This is a genomic window from Paenibacillus sp. MMO-177, assembly GCF_037147795.1.
GTDB lineage: Bacteria > Bacillota > Bacilli > Paenibacillales > Paenibacillaceae > Pristimantibacillus.
The window spans coordinates 458,089-475,885 of sequence record NZ_JBBCUR010000002.1 but is presented as its reverse complement, the minus strand read 5'-3'; the positions used below and the strand labels follow the sequence as shown (position 1 = coordinate 475,885).

23 protein-coding genes and 1 pseudogene are annotated in these 17,797 nt (G+C 40.4%); 5 read left to right on the top strand and 19 right to left on the bottom strand.

Annotated features, from left to right (window positions below; translation table 11 throughout):
- Positions 1 to 83: 83 nt before the first annotated feature.
- Positions 84 to 1,103 (bottom strand): alpha/beta hydrolase family protein, encoded by a 1,020-nt coding sequence (locus tag WFK81_RS07810; protein ID WP_336785884.1) that lies wholly within the window; start codon positions 1,101 to 1,103, stop codon positions 84 to 86.
- A 261-nt stretch (positions 1,104 to 1,364) separates the two neighbouring features.
- On the opposite strand from WFK81_RS07810, the gene WFK81_RS07805 reads away from it, so the two are divergent.
- On the top strand, positions 1,365 to 1,763 hold the full coding sequence (locus tag WFK81_RS07805; RefSeq protein ID WP_336785883.1) for a hypothetical protein: 399 nt from the start codon (positions 1,365 to 1,367) through the stop codon (positions 1,761 to 1,763).
- Positions 1,764 to 1,930: 167 nt separating this feature from the next.
- Here the strand turns inward: WFK81_RS07805 and WFK81_RS07800 are convergent, their stop codons facing one another.
- The 8 genes from WFK81_RS07800 to WFK81_RS07765 all read right to left on the bottom strand — a co-directional run bounded on the left by WFK81_RS07800 (position 1,931) and on the right by WFK81_RS07765 (position 6,385).
- Positions 1,931 to 2,416, bottom strand: coding sequence for a hypothetical protein (locus WFK81_RS07800; protein ID WP_336785882.1), 486 nt, complete (start codon positions 2,414 to 2,416; stop codon positions 1,931 to 1,933).
- Positions 2,417 to 2,813: 397 nt separating this feature from the next.
- Positions 2,814 to 3,260: an SUKH-3 domain-containing protein gene (locus WFK81_RS07795; protein WP_336785881.1), complete on the bottom strand. Its 447-nt coding sequence runs from the start codon at positions 3,258 to 3,260 to the stop codon at positions 2,814 to 2,816.
- A gap of 52 nt (positions 3,261 to 3,312) precedes the next feature.
- Entirely contained in the window at positions 3,313 to 3,759 is a 447-nt protein-coding gene (locus tag WFK81_RS07790; protein ID WP_336785880.1) for a hypothetical protein, read from the bottom strand.
- Between the two features lie 288 nt (positions 3,760 to 4,047).
- Complete coding sequence (locus WFK81_RS07785; RefSeq protein WP_336785879.1) at positions 4,048 to 4,791, bottom strand: MBL fold metallo-hydrolase; 744 nt, start codon at positions 4,789 to 4,791, stop codon at positions 4,048 to 4,050.
- A gap of 53 nt (positions 4,792 to 4,844) precedes the next feature.
- The gene (locus tag WFK81_RS07780; protein ID WP_336786443.1) at positions 4,845 to 5,156 is read right to left on the bottom strand and encodes an ATP-binding cassette domain-containing protein; all 312 of its coding nucleotides are present in this window, start codon (positions 5,154 to 5,156) and stop codon (positions 4,845 to 4,847) included.
- Between the two features lie 44 nt (positions 5,157 to 5,200).
- Positions 5,201 to 5,851 carry an MBL fold metallo-hydrolase gene (locus tag WFK81_RS07775; protein ID WP_336785878.1) on the bottom strand — a complete coding sequence of 217 codons (651 nt, stop codon included), beginning with the start codon at positions 5,849 to 5,851 and terminating at the stop codon, positions 5,201 to 5,203.
- Between the two features lie 22 nt (positions 5,852 to 5,873).
- Positions 5,874 to 6,182: an MFS transporter gene (locus tag WFK81_RS07770; protein ID WP_336785877.1), complete on the bottom strand. Its 309-nt coding sequence runs from the start codon at positions 6,180 to 6,182 to the stop codon at positions 5,874 to 5,876.
- Entirely contained in the window at positions 6,179 to 6,385 is a 207-nt protein-coding gene (locus tag WFK81_RS07765) for an isochorismatase family protein (protein ID WP_336785876.1), read from the bottom strand. Before WFK81_RS07765 ends, WFK81_RS07770 begins: the two co-directional genes overlap by 4 nt.
- A gap of 112 nt (positions 6,386 to 6,497) precedes the next feature.
- Here WFK81_RS07765 and WFK81_RS07760 point away from each other — a divergent pair, with 112 nt between their 5' ends.
- The gene (locus WFK81_RS07760) at positions 6,498 to 7,106 is read left to right on the top strand and encodes a TetR/AcrR family transcriptional regulator (RefSeq protein ID WP_336785875.1); all 609 of its coding nucleotides are present in this window, start codon (positions 6,498 to 6,500) and stop codon (positions 7,104 to 7,106) included.
- Positions 7,107 to 7,522: 416 nt separating this feature from the next.
- Here the strand turns inward: WFK81_RS07760 and WFK81_RS07755 are convergent, their stop codons facing one another.
- The 3 genes from WFK81_RS07755 to WFK81_RS07745 all read right to left on the bottom strand — a co-directional run bounded on the left by WFK81_RS07755 (position 7,523) and on the right by WFK81_RS07745 (position 9,284).
- On the bottom strand, positions 7,523 to 7,969 hold the full coding sequence (locus WFK81_RS07755) for a hypothetical protein (RefSeq protein WP_336785874.1): 447 nt from the start codon (positions 7,967 to 7,969) through the stop codon (positions 7,523 to 7,525).
- 90 nt (positions 7,970 to 8,059) lie between these two features.
- Positions 8,060 to 8,791 carry a hypothetical protein gene (locus WFK81_RS07750; RefSeq protein ID WP_336785873.1) on the bottom strand — a complete coding sequence of 244 codons (732 nt, stop codon included), beginning with the start codon at positions 8,789 to 8,791 and terminating at the stop codon, positions 8,060 to 8,062.
- Positions 8,760 to 9,284 (bottom strand): RNA polymerase sigma factor, encoded by a 525-nt coding sequence (locus WFK81_RS07745; protein WP_336785872.1) that lies wholly within the window; start codon positions 9,282 to 9,284, stop codon positions 8,760 to 8,762. Before WFK81_RS07745 ends, WFK81_RS07750 begins: the two co-directional genes overlap by 32 nt.
- A 675-nt stretch (positions 9,285 to 9,959) precedes the next feature.
- On the opposite strand from WFK81_RS07745, the gene WFK81_RS07740 reads away from it, so the two are divergent.
- Positions 9,960 to 10,826, top strand: a complete 867-nt coding sequence (locus tag WFK81_RS07740; protein WP_336785871.1) for a hypothetical protein — start codon at positions 9,960 to 9,962, stop codon at positions 10,824 to 10,826.
- 22 nt (positions 10,827 to 10,848) lie between these two features.
- Entirely contained in the window at positions 10,849 to 11,439 is a 591-nt protein-coding gene (locus tag WFK81_RS07735) for a stalk domain-containing protein (RefSeq protein ID WP_336785870.1), read from the top strand.
- A 189-nt stretch (positions 11,440 to 11,628) separates the two neighbouring features.
- Here the strand turns inward: WFK81_RS07735 and WFK81_RS07730 are convergent, their stop codons facing one another.
- From WFK81_RS07730 to WFK81_RS07715, 4 genes are all read right to left on the bottom strand, one after another.
- On the bottom strand, positions 11,629 to 12,015 hold the full coding sequence (locus WFK81_RS07730) for a hypothetical protein (protein WP_336785869.1): 387 nt from the start codon (positions 12,013 to 12,015) through the stop codon (positions 11,629 to 11,631).
- A gap of 9 nt (positions 12,016 to 12,024) precedes the next feature.
- Positions 12,025 to 12,489: a hypothetical protein gene (locus WFK81_RS07725; RefSeq protein ID WP_336785868.1), complete on the bottom strand. Its 465-nt coding sequence runs from the start codon at positions 12,487 to 12,489 to the stop codon at positions 12,025 to 12,027.
- Between the two features lie 185 nt (positions 12,490 to 12,674).
- Positions 12,675 to 13,136, bottom strand: a complete 462-nt coding sequence (locus tag WFK81_RS07720) for a hypothetical protein (protein WP_336785867.1) — start codon at positions 13,134 to 13,136, stop codon at positions 12,675 to 12,677.
- Positions 13,137 to 13,255: 119 nt separating this feature from the next.
- The gene (locus tag WFK81_RS07715; RefSeq protein WP_336785866.1) at positions 13,256 to 13,507 is read right to left on the bottom strand and encodes a hypothetical protein; all 252 of its coding nucleotides are present in this window, start codon (positions 13,505 to 13,507) and stop codon (positions 13,256 to 13,258) included.
- A gap of 465 nt (positions 13,508 to 13,972) precedes the next feature.
- Between WFK81_RS07715 and WFK81_RS07705 the strand changes: the two are divergent.
- Positions 13,973 to 15,238, top strand: a pseudogene (locus WFK81_RS07705) (IS110 family transposase).
- A 380-nt stretch (positions 15,239 to 15,618) separates the two neighbouring features.
- Here the strand turns inward: WFK81_RS07705 and WFK81_RS07700 are convergent.
- From WFK81_RS07700 to WFK81_RS07690, 3 genes are all read right to left on the bottom strand, one after another.
- Positions 15,619 to 15,948, bottom strand: coding sequence for a hypothetical protein (locus tag WFK81_RS07700; RefSeq protein WP_336785864.1), 330 nt, complete (start codon positions 15,946 to 15,948; stop codon positions 15,619 to 15,621).
- 310 nt (positions 15,949 to 16,258) lie between these two features.
- Positions 16,259 to 16,759, bottom strand: coding sequence for a hypothetical protein (locus tag WFK81_RS07695; protein ID WP_336785863.1), 501 nt, complete (start codon positions 16,757 to 16,759; stop codon positions 16,259 to 16,261).
- A 241-nt stretch (positions 16,760 to 17,000) separates the two neighbouring features.
- Complete coding sequence (locus tag WFK81_RS07690; protein ID WP_336785862.1) at positions 17,001 to 17,510, bottom strand: hypothetical protein; 510 nt, start codon at positions 17,508 to 17,510, stop codon at positions 17,001 to 17,003.
- Between the last annotated feature and the right edge of the window lie 287 nt (positions 17,511 to 17,797).

Sequence of the window (17,797 nt, the reverse complement as noted above, 5' to 3'; positions counted from 1 at the left end):
AAAAAAGCAGCCAACGTAAAACGCCCGCTGCTGTCACGATGTATTAAACTATAGTTCCCAGTTAGCGCAACATGCCCTGTACATTATCTCTCAGTCAGTATAGGATCACCGTCTGAGCTAATCGGAACGATGGTTTCACTAAGTTGTAATGCTACATTTGATTGCATATGACCACTATGAAAGACAGCATCAATGAACGCGGTTGTAGCTTCTACCGTTACAGTATGAATATGTAATGCATGATGATCACTGTAATGGAGCGGCACATCGGAAAACGACATATGTTGAGCTCCACTTACCCTATAGAAAGTGGCACTCGTTAGAGACTTAAAAGCATAACGTTGCCCATCGATATAATCGTATGCGATTTTCTCATTCATAGATGCTGCCATTTCTCTATAAGTTGAAGCCTCTTGCCGCAACAGTAAAACTGGAACAGATGATAATTCGTTATCCCGACGTATAAGGTGAAAACTTGGATCGAGAAGAATAGCAGCCTTGATTAAATTATCCAGCTTGGTAACTTCTAGGACTGCTGCACCACCAAGTGAGTGGCCAATTGCAGCAACTTTATCTAGATCGAACAGCCCTTCCAACTCAGTATCGAATTGGTTTAGAGTTTCAAGATATTTTATAACCTCAGTTATTGACTGAGCCCGACTTTCTAAGAGACGGTCCCAGCTAGCATAGTCGGTACTTTCTATTTCCGCCATTTCTAGTGCCTGCTTAATATAGCTACCGTCAGGATATACGGTAAACACGGATTCATGTGGAGCGCTAATAGTAACAACCATGTATCCCTTTGGTACAATTTTCGAGATAATTCCAAGGTACATATCGCGTTCTACACCGAATCCAGGTGAAAAGAGTATGACGGGATAAATGCCTTTCTTTACAGTTGTTGACTCACTTGTCATTAAATTATCGGTAATGTTTAGGTTTTCAAGATTGACTCCCATTTCCATTAAGACCGTAGCTACTTCCGTTTGACAAGGTGCGTATAGGTCTAACCCACTTACAGGGTCTCCCCCGATAGTTGGATAAAAAATGCTAATAACGAGGCTTGGGTTCCCTTCAAGAACTCTTATAGTCCTCCCGATCATTCTATCACTCCATTCATTGATATTAGTTAATTATTCCACTATTTCCCACGTTATCCTGCCCTTAGTTGAGAACGTCAGCAGCAGGTCATTAATGACCTGCTGCTGCGCTGTTCTTATTGAGCTATCGTTCCCCGGTAGTTGAAAACTCAAATAATAAAAATTTCCAGTACAAAAGCAATAAAATGCATGCTAAATTGAAGGTGTTAGAGGAGGTAATGACTTACACCGTCTGATAAATGGGCTAATTGAAGGGGCAAAAAGGTGACTAAAGACAATTTTGACTACTATACAGACGAGGAATTCGAATGGACAGGGATACTGGAATATTACCAATCCCCCAACTTCATACATAAGAAGGGAACCATATTTAATCTCGAAGTAAAGATTGATAAACGGCTTGATGAAACTGATTCTAACATGATTTTCTCTTTAGCTTCTTCTTGGACTTGGGGAGAAGATAGAAGAATTAAAGCATTTAAACTTAAAGAACATCAAATCGGTGGTACGCGAATTTTCCTTGAATTCCTTACTATACGTAAGAGTCAGAGATACGACGAAATTAAGTACTTCCTCTTTAGTCTAGGGTCGTTTCTTGACCTGTGTGAATATAGAATCGAGGCAATTAAGGTTAATCAAGTCTTGAGAAATGACAGCTGCTGAGTGATTTTTGCAGCTGTTTTTTACTTTCGTTTAATGTTTCAACTATCGTTCTCCGTTATTTGAATCAACTGCCTTGAGCAAATTCATCAAACGTAACTTGATCTTACCAACTCCTTGTGAAGCGGAATTGCCCCCACAAATCAGCTTAAACAGACCGTGAAGCCCGCTCACCGAGCTGGCTTCACGGTCTTTGTCTTAGTCTTTGTTTCTTTGCTCTTGTTCAGCTGCTGGTACTTCCTCCACCATCGGTCGATCAGGCCATGCCAGCGATAGAATAGGGTGCTTCGAGGGGATCTAAGGATCACTCCGAAATCTGGGTCTCCGTAAACCTCCGAGCCGAGGACATGAATAGAGTCGTGGAGAGAGGACGTCAGAAGAAAACGGCCCAGTTCATCCGAGGACTTGAACGAGACCAGACGCTTCACCATACGATCCTCGGCTTCCTGCAGCTGGCTGTCCCAGCCGGGAGTGGCTTTGATAGCCGATGGGATCCGGGACCACGCAGTCAGTCTTTGGTGATCGAGCCCTTGATCCTTATACCATCGCAGGGCTTTTCTTAAAAACCTTCGATGAAACCGAAGGAACGAAATGCCGTCGCCCGAACGCACGTCCCGATTCATATGGCTCATATGCCATCGGGCATGCTCATCCATAAGCCTTTGTGGGAAGTTAGGGATCCTCGCCATATGCTTCATCCTCTTTTGTATAATACACTCGTTTCTGCATTTTCATATGGGTGCTTCTCTAACATGTATATGTTAGCGTGCTGGCGTTGGCTTGGGCAATTGCCCCCTCCCTGTTATCCCCTACTCCACTTCCAGAGACGTATAGATGATCATGGTGCCCCAACCCTGCTACCGCTCGATAAAATCCTTAATGAACACAACGACAACAGACAATCTTACTGGACAACCACTAATTAAACACATTCGAATGGGCACACAACAATCTGCCCGTTAACACAATGAAGCCACCGATTGCTCGGCAGCTTCGTACGTTACTTATTTAACTATCGTTCCCATTTAGCTTAATAAGAAGCATATATAAAGTCTAAAGAATCTCAGGGGTTTCCTTACCTTCACATAAAGCTTCAATAGCTTCTATTGGGTTATTACCTAGAAAAGTCAGATAATCGTCGAGAGCTCCATAAATCTCCCCTGAAGGAGTCATCATTAAAAATAGATGTTCATTATAGGCCTCACCAATAACTACCAATGCAGAGTTTATACGTTCCTCATAGGTTTCAACTCGTTCTTTATTAATATGATTTATCGCTTTATTGGGATTAAAATGAAAACTAGTGGTTTTATTCGGAACTCTATATGCAGGATGTTCTATTACCATTCCACCATACTGAGTTAGAAAGTTAATGATTAGTTCATTTACAAGATAAAACTCTTCCTTCAAAGCCTTTATATACTCGCTCACATCTACCTTATAAGTAGCAGACCATCCTGAGGAGTGCAGTATTTCCATTGTTTTAATACTAAATTCCATCAATACTCATCCCTTTGCATGTCCTCAAATCTTATTCTAAGCTTGTTCATCCCTATGTATCACTCACCATTAGTTTCTTAAAGGAATCAATTGCTGTCCCTGCCACATTGATTACATACCAATTAACTGAAACCAAGAAGTCTACTTTCTCATTCGATACAAAATACTCCATTCCATATGAGTTTTCCATCAATTGTCCAATCAATTTAGCATCATTTATTACAATAACGGTATTTTTATCTAATCCTTCTTGGTCAAAGAAAACGAAAGCTGGTTCGCTTTTTAGGTGAACTGAAAAAGTGAATTCGTTCTCTTCCAATGGTATTATTAGGGACTCATCCGTGCCAATTGATACGTGGCCGGTAGTTTTAGAAGGTCTAAAGAATTCAATTACCTTTTTTATGTATTGCTCTGATTCAATCTTATTTAATAATATCGTGTCTATACCTAGATTAATTCCAGTTTGGGTTAATTCTCTGGCATTTGGCTGACTATTCATACACCATCCCCCTCATTGATTAATTCAAAACCATATATTAACTTTCGCATCCAGTCTATTTAGAATATAGTACCACATATTGGAACTAAACTGCCCGTTAGCTTAATAAACACTGTCGCTGATTTTGTAATCTACAGCTAGCGTAATGAAGGATCTTATCGCGAATGTTACAAAGTTCTTGTCACTCATCGGGAATGTTATAAATCGAACGCCATCCCCCCACCCCACAAAAAAACGCGCAATGCCACCTCTTCAAAGAAGCGGCTTTGCGCGTTAAATCTGTCCCAATTATCCCTGTTCAGTCAAAGCGGCAATCATGCTGTTAATATCGCCTTGCAGCAAACCGCCATGATAGCAAATGACATTCGCGATATCAAAATCCTTATACTTCTTCAATGACTGAAGGGCTTGTTTCATATTTGGCGTAACTTCCTCTCGTGGAACTCTCAACTCGCCGTCCTTGATCACCATAGAATCACCGGCAATCAGCGTTTTGCTCGCCATATGGTACAGACTGACGTGGCCTGGTGTATGACCTGGAGTATGGATGACCTTTACACCGCCGGCAAAAGGTAAAGTCTCTCCGTCTTCCATCGTACGATCGACATTAGCACGGGTCGGGTGAATGAATGCCGCCTCAAACTGGCTGCGCAATTCCACCGACATTGACGCAAGTAAGCGGGTCATTCGTTCGGCTGGAACCTTCAGCAAAGGCTGTTTGCCGTTAATGACTTCCTTATCATCTTCGTGTGCATAGACAACAGGATTTCCTATAAATGCCGGAAGTCCTCCGATATGGTCAATATCCTGATGCGTCAACAAAATCGTATCCAGCTTCTGGTTGCCAATTCCCTCTTGCTTAGCAAGCTCAATTATTGCCGGTGCATTCCCCGGCATCCCTGTATCCACCAAAATCCAAGTGTCCTGATTAAACAAAACGGTGGGACAAAGCACCATTCTCCCCAAATCAAGCTCTAACATTGCAATACCGTCAGCTATTTTCATGCGATTTGCCAATCCCCAGCTGCTCATCTCTGAACGCAACAAGCAGGTTCATGGCCACCTCCTCTTTCAATGAATCAGAATTATGAAATGATCGTGTCGTGGATTTGCGCTGCGCGGCACGCAGCCTCCATCTCTTCCGCCGTTGCCGTTTCTTTCGCCAGACGCAAATTGCTCGCGACCGTATCATGGAAGAAGAATGGGTCCTGCGGGACAAGACCCATCTGAGCGCGAAGCGCATGCCGCGTCAACGATCTCGTGTCCATGCCATCCAAGTAGAGATGACCGTTAGCAAGATCGGAGAACCGCGGAATCAAATTTAGCAGCGTCGTCTTGCCGGGGCTGGTTGGGCCGGCAAGCGCCACAGTCTCGCCGGGTTCAATAGTCAGCTCGATATCCCGCAGCGCCCATCGGAGCGCGCCGCTTACACCTTACTCTTCTATTCATACTGCATAGTAACGATGCCTGCATATTGGTCAAGGCTTTCCTTGGACACGTTCAATGTCTTCACGTCTGTCGTCCGTGTCCCGGCAGCCTCGAGGAATTTGTTCACCTTAGCGAAGATTATCCTTCCGAGAATTCCTAATGCCTTCGTACTATAATGCATCGGAATCGCTACAGTCGCTTGCAATTGACGCATCACTTGAGCGGCCTCTGTCCCATCGAGCGTCGCCCTTCCTCCTACGGGCACGATGAGAACGTCAACTTTGCCGATTGCATTGACTTGTTCCTCTGTAAGCAGATGCCCCAGATCCCCGCAGTGACAGATCGTCAGTCCGTCCATCCGGAAGCGGAAAATAATATTGGGTCCTCTTTTCTTGCCGTTCACCTTATCGTGGAAAGTCTTGAACCCGCTAATGCTCACATCGCCGCGGCTGTATGCTTTCGGCTCGTTTACAAGCAAGTAATCGCCCGATGCGGCTTTAACTTTATTGTGATCGCCATGATTATGCGTAACTACAACAATATCCGATTCAACCGGAACCGGCATGCGGTAGCCAAGAAACTTAAAGTAGGGATCGATGAGAATCCTCGTTCCAGCATCCGAAGTCAGCAGAAAAGAAGAATGGCCATACCATTTAATCTGCAAAGTAACATACTCCCTTCAGTTATTAGAATGACAGCCATTTGCCATCCAGTTTCTTAAACACTTTAAAATAAACCCACGCCGCATTGATCAGCAGCAGCGCGCCCGTAACTATAAATACGTATTTACTGCCTAGCAAGGCCGCCACCTGCCCGCCTAAGACGGAACCTCCAAATACGCCTAAATACCCTGCCGACATGATAAAACCAAAAACTCGTCCTGTAATAGCAGACGGCGTAATCTTTTTGATCAAGATATTGACTGATGGGGTAAACCCAGCCGCTGTTAGCCCTAATAAGAATCGAAGGATCATTAACTGCCACGGATTATTCACAAAGACTTGCGGTATGAAAATGATTCCTGCTGCGACAATTGACGAAAGGCGACTCGTACAAAGATGACTGGGATCTCGTGCTTGCGCGCGGCCTCCACTGCCTTCCTGTATGGGAGCAGCACTTTCTCGGTATCGCCAAGATGCTTGGCGATACCGTTCTGCAAGTCCATGACGAGCAGCGCGGGGTTATTCTGAATGGACACTCCTTAATCTTATGATAGTATGATAAACGGAGATATCTCCACTTAATACTAAACGGAGATATCTCCGTTTGTCAATAACAGTTCGCTAACGAATTGGAGGAAGTGATAACCCTTGAAGGATACAGATGTCTCCCCCGCCCGTTCCGAACGCCGAGATGCGGCGGAGAATCGTCAACGTATATTGGATGCGGCGCTTCGACTATTCGAACAGAATGGCGTCGAACAAGTCAGCATGAACCAAATTGCCGCGGAGGCGCAGATCGGTCCAGGAACGCTTTATCGCCGCTATCGCAATAAAAGCGAACTATGTCTGGATTTAATGAAAGAAAACATCGTTCTCCACTTCGAGAATATCGAGGAGTACTTGAAACAAAACCGGACATCTCCGCCAAGTCAACGATTGAGAGGACTTCTCGACTTATTTATCCGTTTTAGGGAAAAAAAGTCCCAGTTGCTTGCAGGAGTCGAGGAATCCGCGTCAACCAATCGATCTAGATCTCGAACGCAGAGCCCTCTATATGTCGAACTGCATCAGCTGTTGGTCGAACTATTCGACGAAATGGCAGTATCCGGGCAGCCCCAACCGAACTGCGTCTTTAAGGCGGATATGCTAATGATGGCTTTAAGCAACGATTCTTACTCCTTTCAAAAAAACGAGCGCGGCTATTCCCCCGAGATGTTTTTGGAACAGATTTGTTTAACATTCCGTTTGTATCCGTGAGTATGCATGCTCGTTTATTGTTCTTTAAACATTATGTTTGTGACTGACGCTTGCTCTCAAAAAAGTGGCAGCCTTTTTCGAGTTACAAAGAGTGAGTTAGAATACATGTAACTAATTAGTAGAATCACAAGCTGGCTCGCCTTCTGGTTGCCATGGCACGAAGCGGCGGAGTCTACGAACCGGATCGAGTTCTCCTTCATCGCTACGTGATCATCAGATGAAAAAAATGACCGGATGAGCACTAGCTATCCCGGTCATTTTTCTTATTAACTAAGCTCCTCTTCTCTTCATTGAAAGTTTTTACTTCCTTAATGTCGTCCATTAGTTAAAAAACGAAAGCCGGTCATTATGTGACCGGCTGCCTTAATAATTGCTGAACTATATCTTACCGTTAAAGAGTTAAACGTTTGTAATATTTACAGGCTTTCAATTGCTGATTTGATTAATTCATTTAAGATTGGCTTTTCCTTTGAACTAGCCCAGTATATAGTGAGAACATTTCCTTTCTCATATAAGAATGGATATGTTGTAAACTTGGCATGTTTCATCTTTTCATTAAACTCTTCGACACCAGATTTTCGGGCTGCCTCTGTTTTGAATATATAAAAATAAACATACTCCGGTTTAGAGTCACCAATAGTTGCTCCGCTTTCGATTGAATCCATTTGTGGTTCAACATTATATAATGTGGGAATAATACCTGTAATTCCGTAAGGTGTCAATATAAGATTTTTAGCTTCAAAAGCGTTAACAAAATCTTGATAACTATATTCTTTTCCCTTTCCCACTTTAGCATTTGAGCAACCAACTAAGACGGTAATACATACTAGAATCATAAATCCTAACATAGATTTAATTTTCACTAATTCATCTCCCTCACTAATATTCCTGTTTTTGGAATAATACTTATTGTTGCATTATTTTACCCATAGTTATGATAAACAGCATTCCCTTCACTCAATTAATCCAGATTCAATAATGACCTTGCCAGCAGAAAAATTCTCTATATAGAAATAGAATTCTCCTGCTTCATCTGCAGTAATCGTGCTGCTAAATTCTTTATCTTTTTTTTCATTAATTGCGATTAATTCACCGTTTTTTATATATCCACTCTGTATCCATTCTCCTTCTTGATCTGAATACTTACTCGTTTTTAGATCAAGAGTAAATCTTAATGTGAGCTTCTCGCCTTTTTTCAAATTCCATCCTGATTCATTCTGTTTGGTGAAAATAACAAGATCAGCATTATTCGTCAGAAGTAGCGTGGGTATTAAATACTTTCCGTGTTCTTCCTTAACCGCAATATTGGTAATTGATGATGCACTGATTGTTGGAAGCTGATCTTTATTAATAATTTTGTTTTTCAAAAGTGGTTCTTTATTTGATTCTATTTCAGTTCCGACGGGTTCATAAGTAGCATAATTGGGTTCGTTAGCGATATGTTTATTTTCCTTATTTAGTATTATTGCACCAAATAGCTTGCCACCAGAAGCTGCATTAACGGTAATTGCTGATAACATCATCGCAATTATTACCGCGGAGACTACTTTTAACATTACAGATCTTTTACATCGCTGTATCTTAGGTGTTTCCTGTAATCTTTGCAGAATGGCGGATGTTACTTTGTTCGAATCAGAGTTAGGATAATCTGGTTTAGCTTGACGTAAAAGTGACTCCAAATCCACCTGCATCAACTCCTCTTAGTTTATTTTTCAATTGGTCTCTGCCCCTGCTGAGGCGTGTTTTTACCGCGCCTTCGCTAAGACTTAGTGCTTCCGCTATTTCCCGAATTGATAACTCTTCAAAGTAATAAAGGATAATAGGAGTTCGTAATTTTTCAGGCAATGATATGACTGTTATATAAACTTCTTTGTTCCTAGTTTTTTGCATGTAGACGTCTTCAGCGCTCATGCTTCTTTGCTCTGGCAGAAATTCAACTGGTTGCTCACGTCGGGTTTTCCTGGTTACATTATGACATAGATTGATTACAATTCGGACTAACCATGGATATGGACGATTTGGTTCTTTAAGTTGAGCTAACGAAAGATATGCATTTATAAATGATTGTTGCACCAAGTCTTCTGCCATATTTTGGTCATGTAAGTAGGTAAACGCTATATACGTTAACCGATCATAATATGTATGTATCCATTGTTTAAGTAACTCCTCTTGCTCCAATAACCTCACCTTCTCTCTTACAATAAAGACACATTAAAATGGAAAAGGTTTCAATAACAAAGAAAATAAATAATACATCTATTGTTTCCCGTTATCCACTACAGTCAGCTCTTTAGTATTCATTAAAATTAAAAAAGTGTCGTTTAGAAAAATATAAAACGACACTTTTTATTGCCTCTATTTTATCATTGAAATTTCTCAAACTCATTTTTTATCCAGATCTGATTTTGTAGTGCTACATATTGTTCTAACCGGATGATATGTTCTACTAGTTCAGACTTTGTGGACTGCAAATAACGTTGTCTAACGCGTTCTAGGTCTCGGTTAAGCTTGATCTGTTTGAATGATTCCATATCGTCCATAAGCTGCTTTACGGTCCTTTTACGCAGCTTGTATGGCTTGGCAGTTTGGTGTTGAGTGAAATATGCCTGGAGTTCGCTATTCCTACGAATCGTGCTTGGGTGAATACCTTCACCATCCGGATCCAATTCCCTCGACAGATCCGAAACAGTGCGATAAGATACGGACTTATATTCTTTTACAAGCTGATTGATTGCATTAATTCCTAATTGAACAGATCTGTTTTTTCGTTTAAATACAGAAATAATTATGGTAACCTTTTCCTGATAATTTGCGTTAACTTATTATCTAGAAAATCGGGGGAGGATCTGCTTTATGAAAATAATAATGTCTTTACTCGTAGCCACTCTTCTAACGAGTTGCTCGAACACTGTCGTTAATAAAAATAACGAGTTCACGCCAATCGTATCAACTGAGGCACCGCCTAAAATACATGAATCGTCTGAAAATACATCGAGCGTGAAGAGCAAGCTTTCTGCAGCTGACCTGAGTATTGAGGGGATTCGAATTGGAGGATCAATTGATGATGTAGTTAAAGCATATGGCCAACCTAGTGAAAAAACGGTTTCGCATGGGGTAGGTACAGCATACTGGATCTTTAAAGAACAAGGAATCGCGATAGATTTTGGTGGACCAATATGGCAAATAACAGTCACTTCTCCTTTTGAAGGAAGTACATCAAGTGGTATTTCTATAGGAGATACTACAGAGGAAATATTAGAGGTGTATCCAGATATTAAGAAAGGGGATTCTTATATCTTAAAGTCTGCTGATGGGCAATATTCTATTCAGTTTTCCATTGAAAATGAAAAGGTCGCCCAAATCACTATGTCGCTTAATCCAGCTAGTCTCTCCTCTATCGAAGGGCCAGTGTCAAGTCCAACGGTAGATGTACATTTGGATGAAAGTAATTATACCGGTGAAGAACTAGAACTTGTTAAGGTTATTAATACTTCAACGCGATATCTTAATGCAAGAGATGAAAAGAATTACCTCGCACTAACCTCAAAGGACTCTCTTATTACTCAGTTAAATCCTAAGTTAATTACTAAAATGATCTTTAAGGAATTTGGACCTATTACCAATACTTCAGCTACAGTTAGAGTTGAATCCTGGAGAGAAACCGACTATTCGATAATAAGAACGTATACCTTTGTAAGTCACATACGTAAAATTTTCTAGTAGCGAAAGGATGGATAATTTAATGAAGAAAAAAGTTTTTATCCTAGTTACTACATTAGCACTGATTGGAGCTACAACGGTTTTTGCTTCCGACATAAAAAAAATCGTTCTTACAACCTTTACTTCCCCAATCATCGTTGATAATCAAAAGTACAGCAAAACAGATCTGCCTATTCTGAGTTACAAAGATAATACGTATGTGCCTTTGCGTGAAGTCGGTAATTTACTAGGTGCAAACGTTAAGTGGAATTCTTCAAAGAAGCAAATCGAGATAAATAGCGATACCTTTCTGCTTAACGAGTCAGAATATGGAATGCCTGAAAATGAATTTGTTAATCTTATTAATGAACTTTCTGTCGCGATCAATGAAAAGAACACTACTTCCTACTTTTCTCACTTTACTAAACAAGCACAGACAAACTTCCCTAAAATGCCAGAGTACAAGATCAAGATCGTTAATCATTATATTTTCGAAAATGTAACTTTGGACAATGCTTCCGTTAAAGTAGACGTTTACTTTACGGAGTCACCGGCAGCAGAATTGATGTATACGCAAACTAGTTACGAACTCGCTAAAGAAAATGGCATTTGGAAGATTACAGGTTGGAGCTGACTAAGAAAATGAATGGAAATAACCGACTATCTGGTCTTTTCAACGTAACAAGGTTTACTAGATAGTCGGTTATATATATTCCTACAATGAATTACTTTTTCGGTGGATTTCCGAAATTGGCATTAAACAAAGAACAGCAGCAGTCAAGGACGTGAAAATAAAGTCCTAGACTGCTGCTGTTTTTTTGAACTAACGTTCTCCGAGGGAGGTTAATAAGCATTGCATAATAACCGCTTGTTGTACGAAAAGTAAATCCTCTTTGAATGTATAACCAACGAAGTATTCTGAAGATATGGCTTCCTCACTTACTTCCTCCCCCCGAAAAAAAGGCGGACACGGATTCAACATCGCTCCATTTGGGGCCAGTTTCATTCTCTCGAGAGTGATCTGGTACTTTGCTATGTACTGTTCATTTCGAAGTTCATCAGGTAATGAATCTGTTAAAACAACATCACTAAACTTAATTACTTCGTTGAGGTCAGTATAAAACTTATAATTTTTTGAATCGCATCTCATTTCGTGGCCCTTCAAAAAAACGTGATTAAACTTTAAATCCATCACTTCTGCTGCGGTCAACCATGACCTTCAAATATTTCCAGCAGGTCCAACAAAAGTGTATGTGATATTCTGGAATTGTTCCCTTCTTTTATGTATAGCGTATAAGTCAGATAAGATCTCACATGGATGATTAACAGTCGTCATTGCATTAATTACAGGAATATTGGAGTGGCGAGCTAATTCAGTAATTTTTAAAAAATCAGCATGCCTTACAATCACCCCGTGAGCCCAATTTTCGATGTATTTAATCACATCTTTCAATTGTTCCTTTTTGTCCAAGGCCTCTGGCGGAAATATTATGCATTCCCCTCCCTGATCCTTTATTCCTCTCTCAAAAGAGATTCTTGTCCTTAGACTTGATTCAGGGAAGAATAAGATAAATGTTTTTCCTATCAAAAAATTCTTATGCATGCCAGTTTTTATTTCATCTGTTAAGCGGAAGATGTTAAAGATGTCACCGTACGACAATTCCTTAATGTCTAGTAGGTTCATTCAATCACCCGATTCGCATATAAATTCACTATATAGTATATTTATACTATACTGGGATTTCATTGTCCAACATTAGTCATTGGAACTAACCTCCCGTTGAACAAACGGCAGCTCATCAAGTGTGAGCTGCCGTACTGTCGTTGTTGTGCTGTAGTTTCCCGTTAGCTCAATGCCTTAATTAAATCTCAATCCCAAAAATTAAAGATAACTTCCCCGACTGTTTTAGGTTTCCAATGAAAGATATGGTTTAATTCAATCTTATTTAAGCTGTTTTCATTTAGCAAGGTATGAGTTCTTTCATCGACTATTAATGGTTGATTAAGTACCTCAGTAGTCAGCACCCTAAATCTAGTACCAAAGGCGTTCACATTATTAAAAGGTGAGTCATCAGCATATTTAATATCGAAGTATTGAACTGAAGAAGCAAATGCAACGAAGGGATAGGAGCTATTTAACAAGATGAAGATGCTTGTACTCTTGTCTTCCCATCCAAGTTCTGCTTTATAAAAGCTCTGTGATACATGTGGTTCTTCTAAGGCTAAAAGCTTCCCATTAGAATAGTTTGCAATCGTGTAACATAGCCTCTTGAATTGTAACAAATCAACCTCTGGTATATCATCGACATAGAATCCGGATACACCGTCCAAGAGAAACACTTCCGCATCACTTTCCTTTCATTCCTTCTTCACCTTACAGATTAACTTCGATATCTTTAGTTGAACAGAAAAAGTGACCCGCAGCAACGGGCTGTTGGTAGTCAATAAATTCAAAATGAGCCCGGAGTTCCCCAAAGCTGACTTTCGGTCATTCCCGTTGCTTCTTTCATCAGTTTCCAAAATGATTCAGTTGATTGGTATGCTTCTTTTCCTTGAAATTGAACATAACGGCAACCCCCAGCCTCTACATCCGCTGTAAATAATTGATTTCCATCTTCATAAAAAGCCAAATCATACGATATGCCAAAATCAGCAGGACAATGAATAATGACATCTTTCGGTACAGCTTCTAAGTTCAACAAGGATTCGTATATTGAGGTTACCATTTTCATCGTATCTACTTGGTACTAAGCAGGAGGCTGATGCGTTACCGATTTGAGTTTTCCCTTCCGCTCAATAATTATTTTAGTTGGATGATAGTTCTCCATCTTTTGTATCTTGTCATCATTCGAGCAAGCCCCCAGAACCAAAACGCATATGAATAATAGAATGAGTTTGACCTTCATCACACCCCACCACAAATAATTCAGCTTAATAATCTAGACGTTTCAATATGTGTAATGTTGCCTTATCCAGCCCTTTAGTTCAACAAAAGCTGCAGTAGATCCTCCGATCCGCTGCAGCTTTTATGATTGAACTATAGTTTCCCGTTAGAATTCCTGTAAAACGAATAATTTGGCGTTTGAACAAAAACGAGCGCCTCGGTACGATGGGATTATGCAACGGGTCAAAAGCCCTTTAAATCCACATCAGGAGGTCGCTCTACTATGAAGTTTAAGGCACAAGACAAGCAAAATCAACTCATTGAAAACATTACCGTTCATCATCTAGTCGTTGGCGTAGATATCGCTCAGGAAGCTCACGTCGCACGCGCTGTCAGCTTTCGAGGAATAGCTTTAGGCCATCCACTGGAGTTTGGCAGCCATCTTTAAGGGTTCAAACAGTTAGGCCGCTGGATTCAGGATTTACTCAAATCCTACAAGCTTAATAAAGTCATTGTCGGGATGGAACCTACGGGCCATTACTGGTTTAGCCTAGCACGCTGGCTTATCGATCAAGGCATTGAGGCTGTTCTGGTTAATCCACATCTCGTTAAGAAGAACAAAGAAAACCGAGATAATACACCATCTAAAAGCGATCATAAAGACGCTTTAGTCATTGCAGATATGATTAAAAACGGGTATTACTCCCCCATTCGTTTCCAGCCGGAAGCCTACGAGGAACTGCGTATTCTCATGGCAAACCGAGAAACCATTACTAAGCGCCTCAACGCTGCAGTTAACCAGATTCATCGCTGGGTAGACATTGTTTTTCCTGAGCTTCGTCAAGTTTTTAAAATCCTTACTTGTGCCGGTGCAATTGCAACGCTCAGACTCTTTCCCTTGCCTAGTGAAGCCCGTCGGTTAACGAGGGAGCGAGTCATTTCCGGGTGGAAGCAATTTATGAAACGTCATGCCGGGGTTAAGCGAGCGGATCTGCTCATTGCACTCGCTAAGTGCAGCGTTGGTACGACTCAGGCACTCCATGCTTACAAGCTTCATCTGCAGCACTTACTCGAAGAATACGATCTGGCGCAGCGTCAGCTTGAAAAGATTAAGGATGAACTCCAGCTCATTCTCATGCGTATTCCGTATGCGCAAAAACTGCTTGAGATACAAGGTGTTAGTGCTACGAGTCTTGCTGGTATTCTCGGTGAAGCCGGTGATCTAAGTGGTTACGCGCACGGAAATGCCTTGCTGCGACATGCTGGTCTAAATATAGCCGAAGCAAGCTCAGGGAAATGGAAAGGTAAGATGGTGTTAAGCAAACGCGGCCGTCCACGACTAAGGCATTTCCTCTACCTTATGACAATGTGTATGGTGATGACAAATCCAGAAGTTCAAGCTCTACATCATTATAACGTGAAGGAAAAGAAGCTTAAGAAGATGAAATCCATCATGAAATTGTGTGGTAAAGTGGCACGTATGCTTGTCGGTCTTGCAAAAAGCAACGAAGCCTATGATTCAACCAGAGTTTTCCCACAGGCTGCATAAGAGATTGGCTGTACCTCACCGGCTCAAGCATTCGCAGGATAACAAGAAGCACGGAGTATCGGGATACGTTACGCAAAAGGGCTTTGACCCGTTCCGTTAGAAAGACCGACCTCCACCCCTTAGTTAAGATGTGACGAAGGAATGAAGGGCTATGACCCGTTGAGACATGGGAGCGAGAATCACTAGGGCGAAGTGGAGACGTGCATATAATGGAACAATGTGGGTAATGTATATGTACCCTTATTTCCGCACGCCCTTTTTCCCCACTCCCAGCTACCGGCTCCCCCATCATCCTTATCTTCATCTTAACTACAGGATGAAATCCTGCGAATTCATGAGTCTGAGTGAGGAAACTGAATCATTTCGAGGGAGCTGAATGCTTACTTGGAGCTCGGTGTGTTTGCAGAAAAGGAAACCATTTCAGGAAAACCTTCTGCTTCAAATTTAAAATAGACCAACGAAGGATCCCAATCTTCCCAACCGATTGTTTCTGAATGAGGAACAACAGAAACAAAATACCTTAAGTCCCTTTTTCGAATTTCTCTTACTAAATAAACGCTTAAACCATTATACGAAGAGGAATTAATCCGAAACTTTTTACTAAAGGGAGTTGCAAGCAGCATTTCCCTCCACTTTGGTTCAAGGCTAATTTCATATGTGATATCCGCTAAATATTTTAAATGTTGTTTTTTGCTGACTCGTCTTTTCAACTCTTATCACCGCTAGTTGCTACCCCAGCTATATAGCACATATTTTGATTAATTATAACATGTTCCTTTGCGCAATTACTTTTAAAAGTTAAACCAACTTACTTCGATCCTTCATTAACGTAATCTGTCCTTTAGCTTAATAAAAAGGAGCAGCTACCGTGTGGCAAACTGCTCCTGGATGGCGGAACTATCGTTCCTCGATAGCTTAACTATATCACCTTATGAGTGCACTTTTAAAAGACCCGCAAATCCCAAGTTCCCTATATCCCGATCTTCAACTAAAATACAGGTGCTGAAAATCGGGGGAAGTTTAACTTATTTCCGCTATCTGTTTTATTTTATTTATAGCTTTTAAGACAGCATCACGATTTTTAGCTGTTTTCATCCAAATTGGAAGCCTGCTTTCCACACTTAAATAGTAAGGAGATGGTCCTCTTAATTCAGCTTCTACGTACTTTTCTAGATAAGATAAATGTTCAATATTATACGCCCAAAGAGTATGTCCACAACAAGGTGCTTGTAAGTACAGAGGATAACCAAAATACCAGTCATAATTCCCGCCTATATTAATAACCCCATCACGCCAGGAATTTCCATAAGAAATAACGTTTTCGTTAAAACAATTTTTACCTGGAATCAATTCCTTGACCAGCCCGCAAGACGTACAAATGAACCTTTTTATTGCATCTCTATAATAAGGTGCTTCAGGTGATATAACCTTAGATTTATCGTTACAATTAGGACAGTGTACAATAAATTCATATCCAAAACTCTCTAACATACGGTGTCCATTCTTAAATTGTTTTTTCATAACAACCCTACATTCTAATCGTTTTTTGGCCTTTCATCTCCAGGACTTGTTTTTATATATTGTACAAAGACTCCACGCTAAACTGCCCATTATCTTAATAAAAAAGGAACAGCTTCCGTTATGGCAAACTGCCCCTGAATGGCTGAACTATCGTTCCCGTTAAACGGAGTCTGGTTAAAATTGCTGGTTACCACACTGACTTAATAAGCTATAGTCTTCGCTTAATGAAAAAACGACAGTCCTAAGAAGTTGCAGAAAGAGTTTCTACTAAATACTTTTTATTTGCTTTTATTAGCGAGTCTATATCTAATCTTTGAACTAGAATACTCATTTTTTCATAGATATTTTTAGTTCGTTCCCAGTCTTCATTAGTAAGCCTATTTTCTAATGCCTTAATATAAATATCATGCATCTCTTGTTCATAAATACCGACAGTTGTAGAGAAGTGACTATTTAACCCATACTTCTCTTGAACACTTAAATCAAAAAAGACACTTGAGCTTGATGATGCCACTAGGCTGGAATATGTAGTTAGCATCGAAGATATATTATCTTCCATATCTGTATCCTTTGTCACTGATTCAAGCGAAGCAACTGCAGCCTTTAAATTACCAACAAAATTAGTAGATCTTTCATAAAAGTTTTCAGTCATTTCATCTTTCTTTTTATCTAGCTTATAGATACTAAAACCAGCTAAAACGTTAAGAAAAAGACTAAATAATAATAGTGTGCTTAGTAATTTTTTATTCAATACATATGGCTCCTTTAATTCAGTTCTGAATCTGGTGGAAAATTCTCACGAAAATAAATTGCAATATTTTAGACGTCATGAATTTCCATTTGTTGCGCTAACCTGCCGTTAGCTTAATAAAGACTGGTGCTAAAATGTTGTAAGCAGTGTGACCAAAGAAGGATCTTATCGGGAATTTTACGAAGTTCTTGTCACCTATCGGCAATGTTATCAAGTTCTTGTCATTTCATTTTGACAAGAACTTGATAACATAAGATAAAAAAGCCGCAATTTATGCGGCTTTCAAT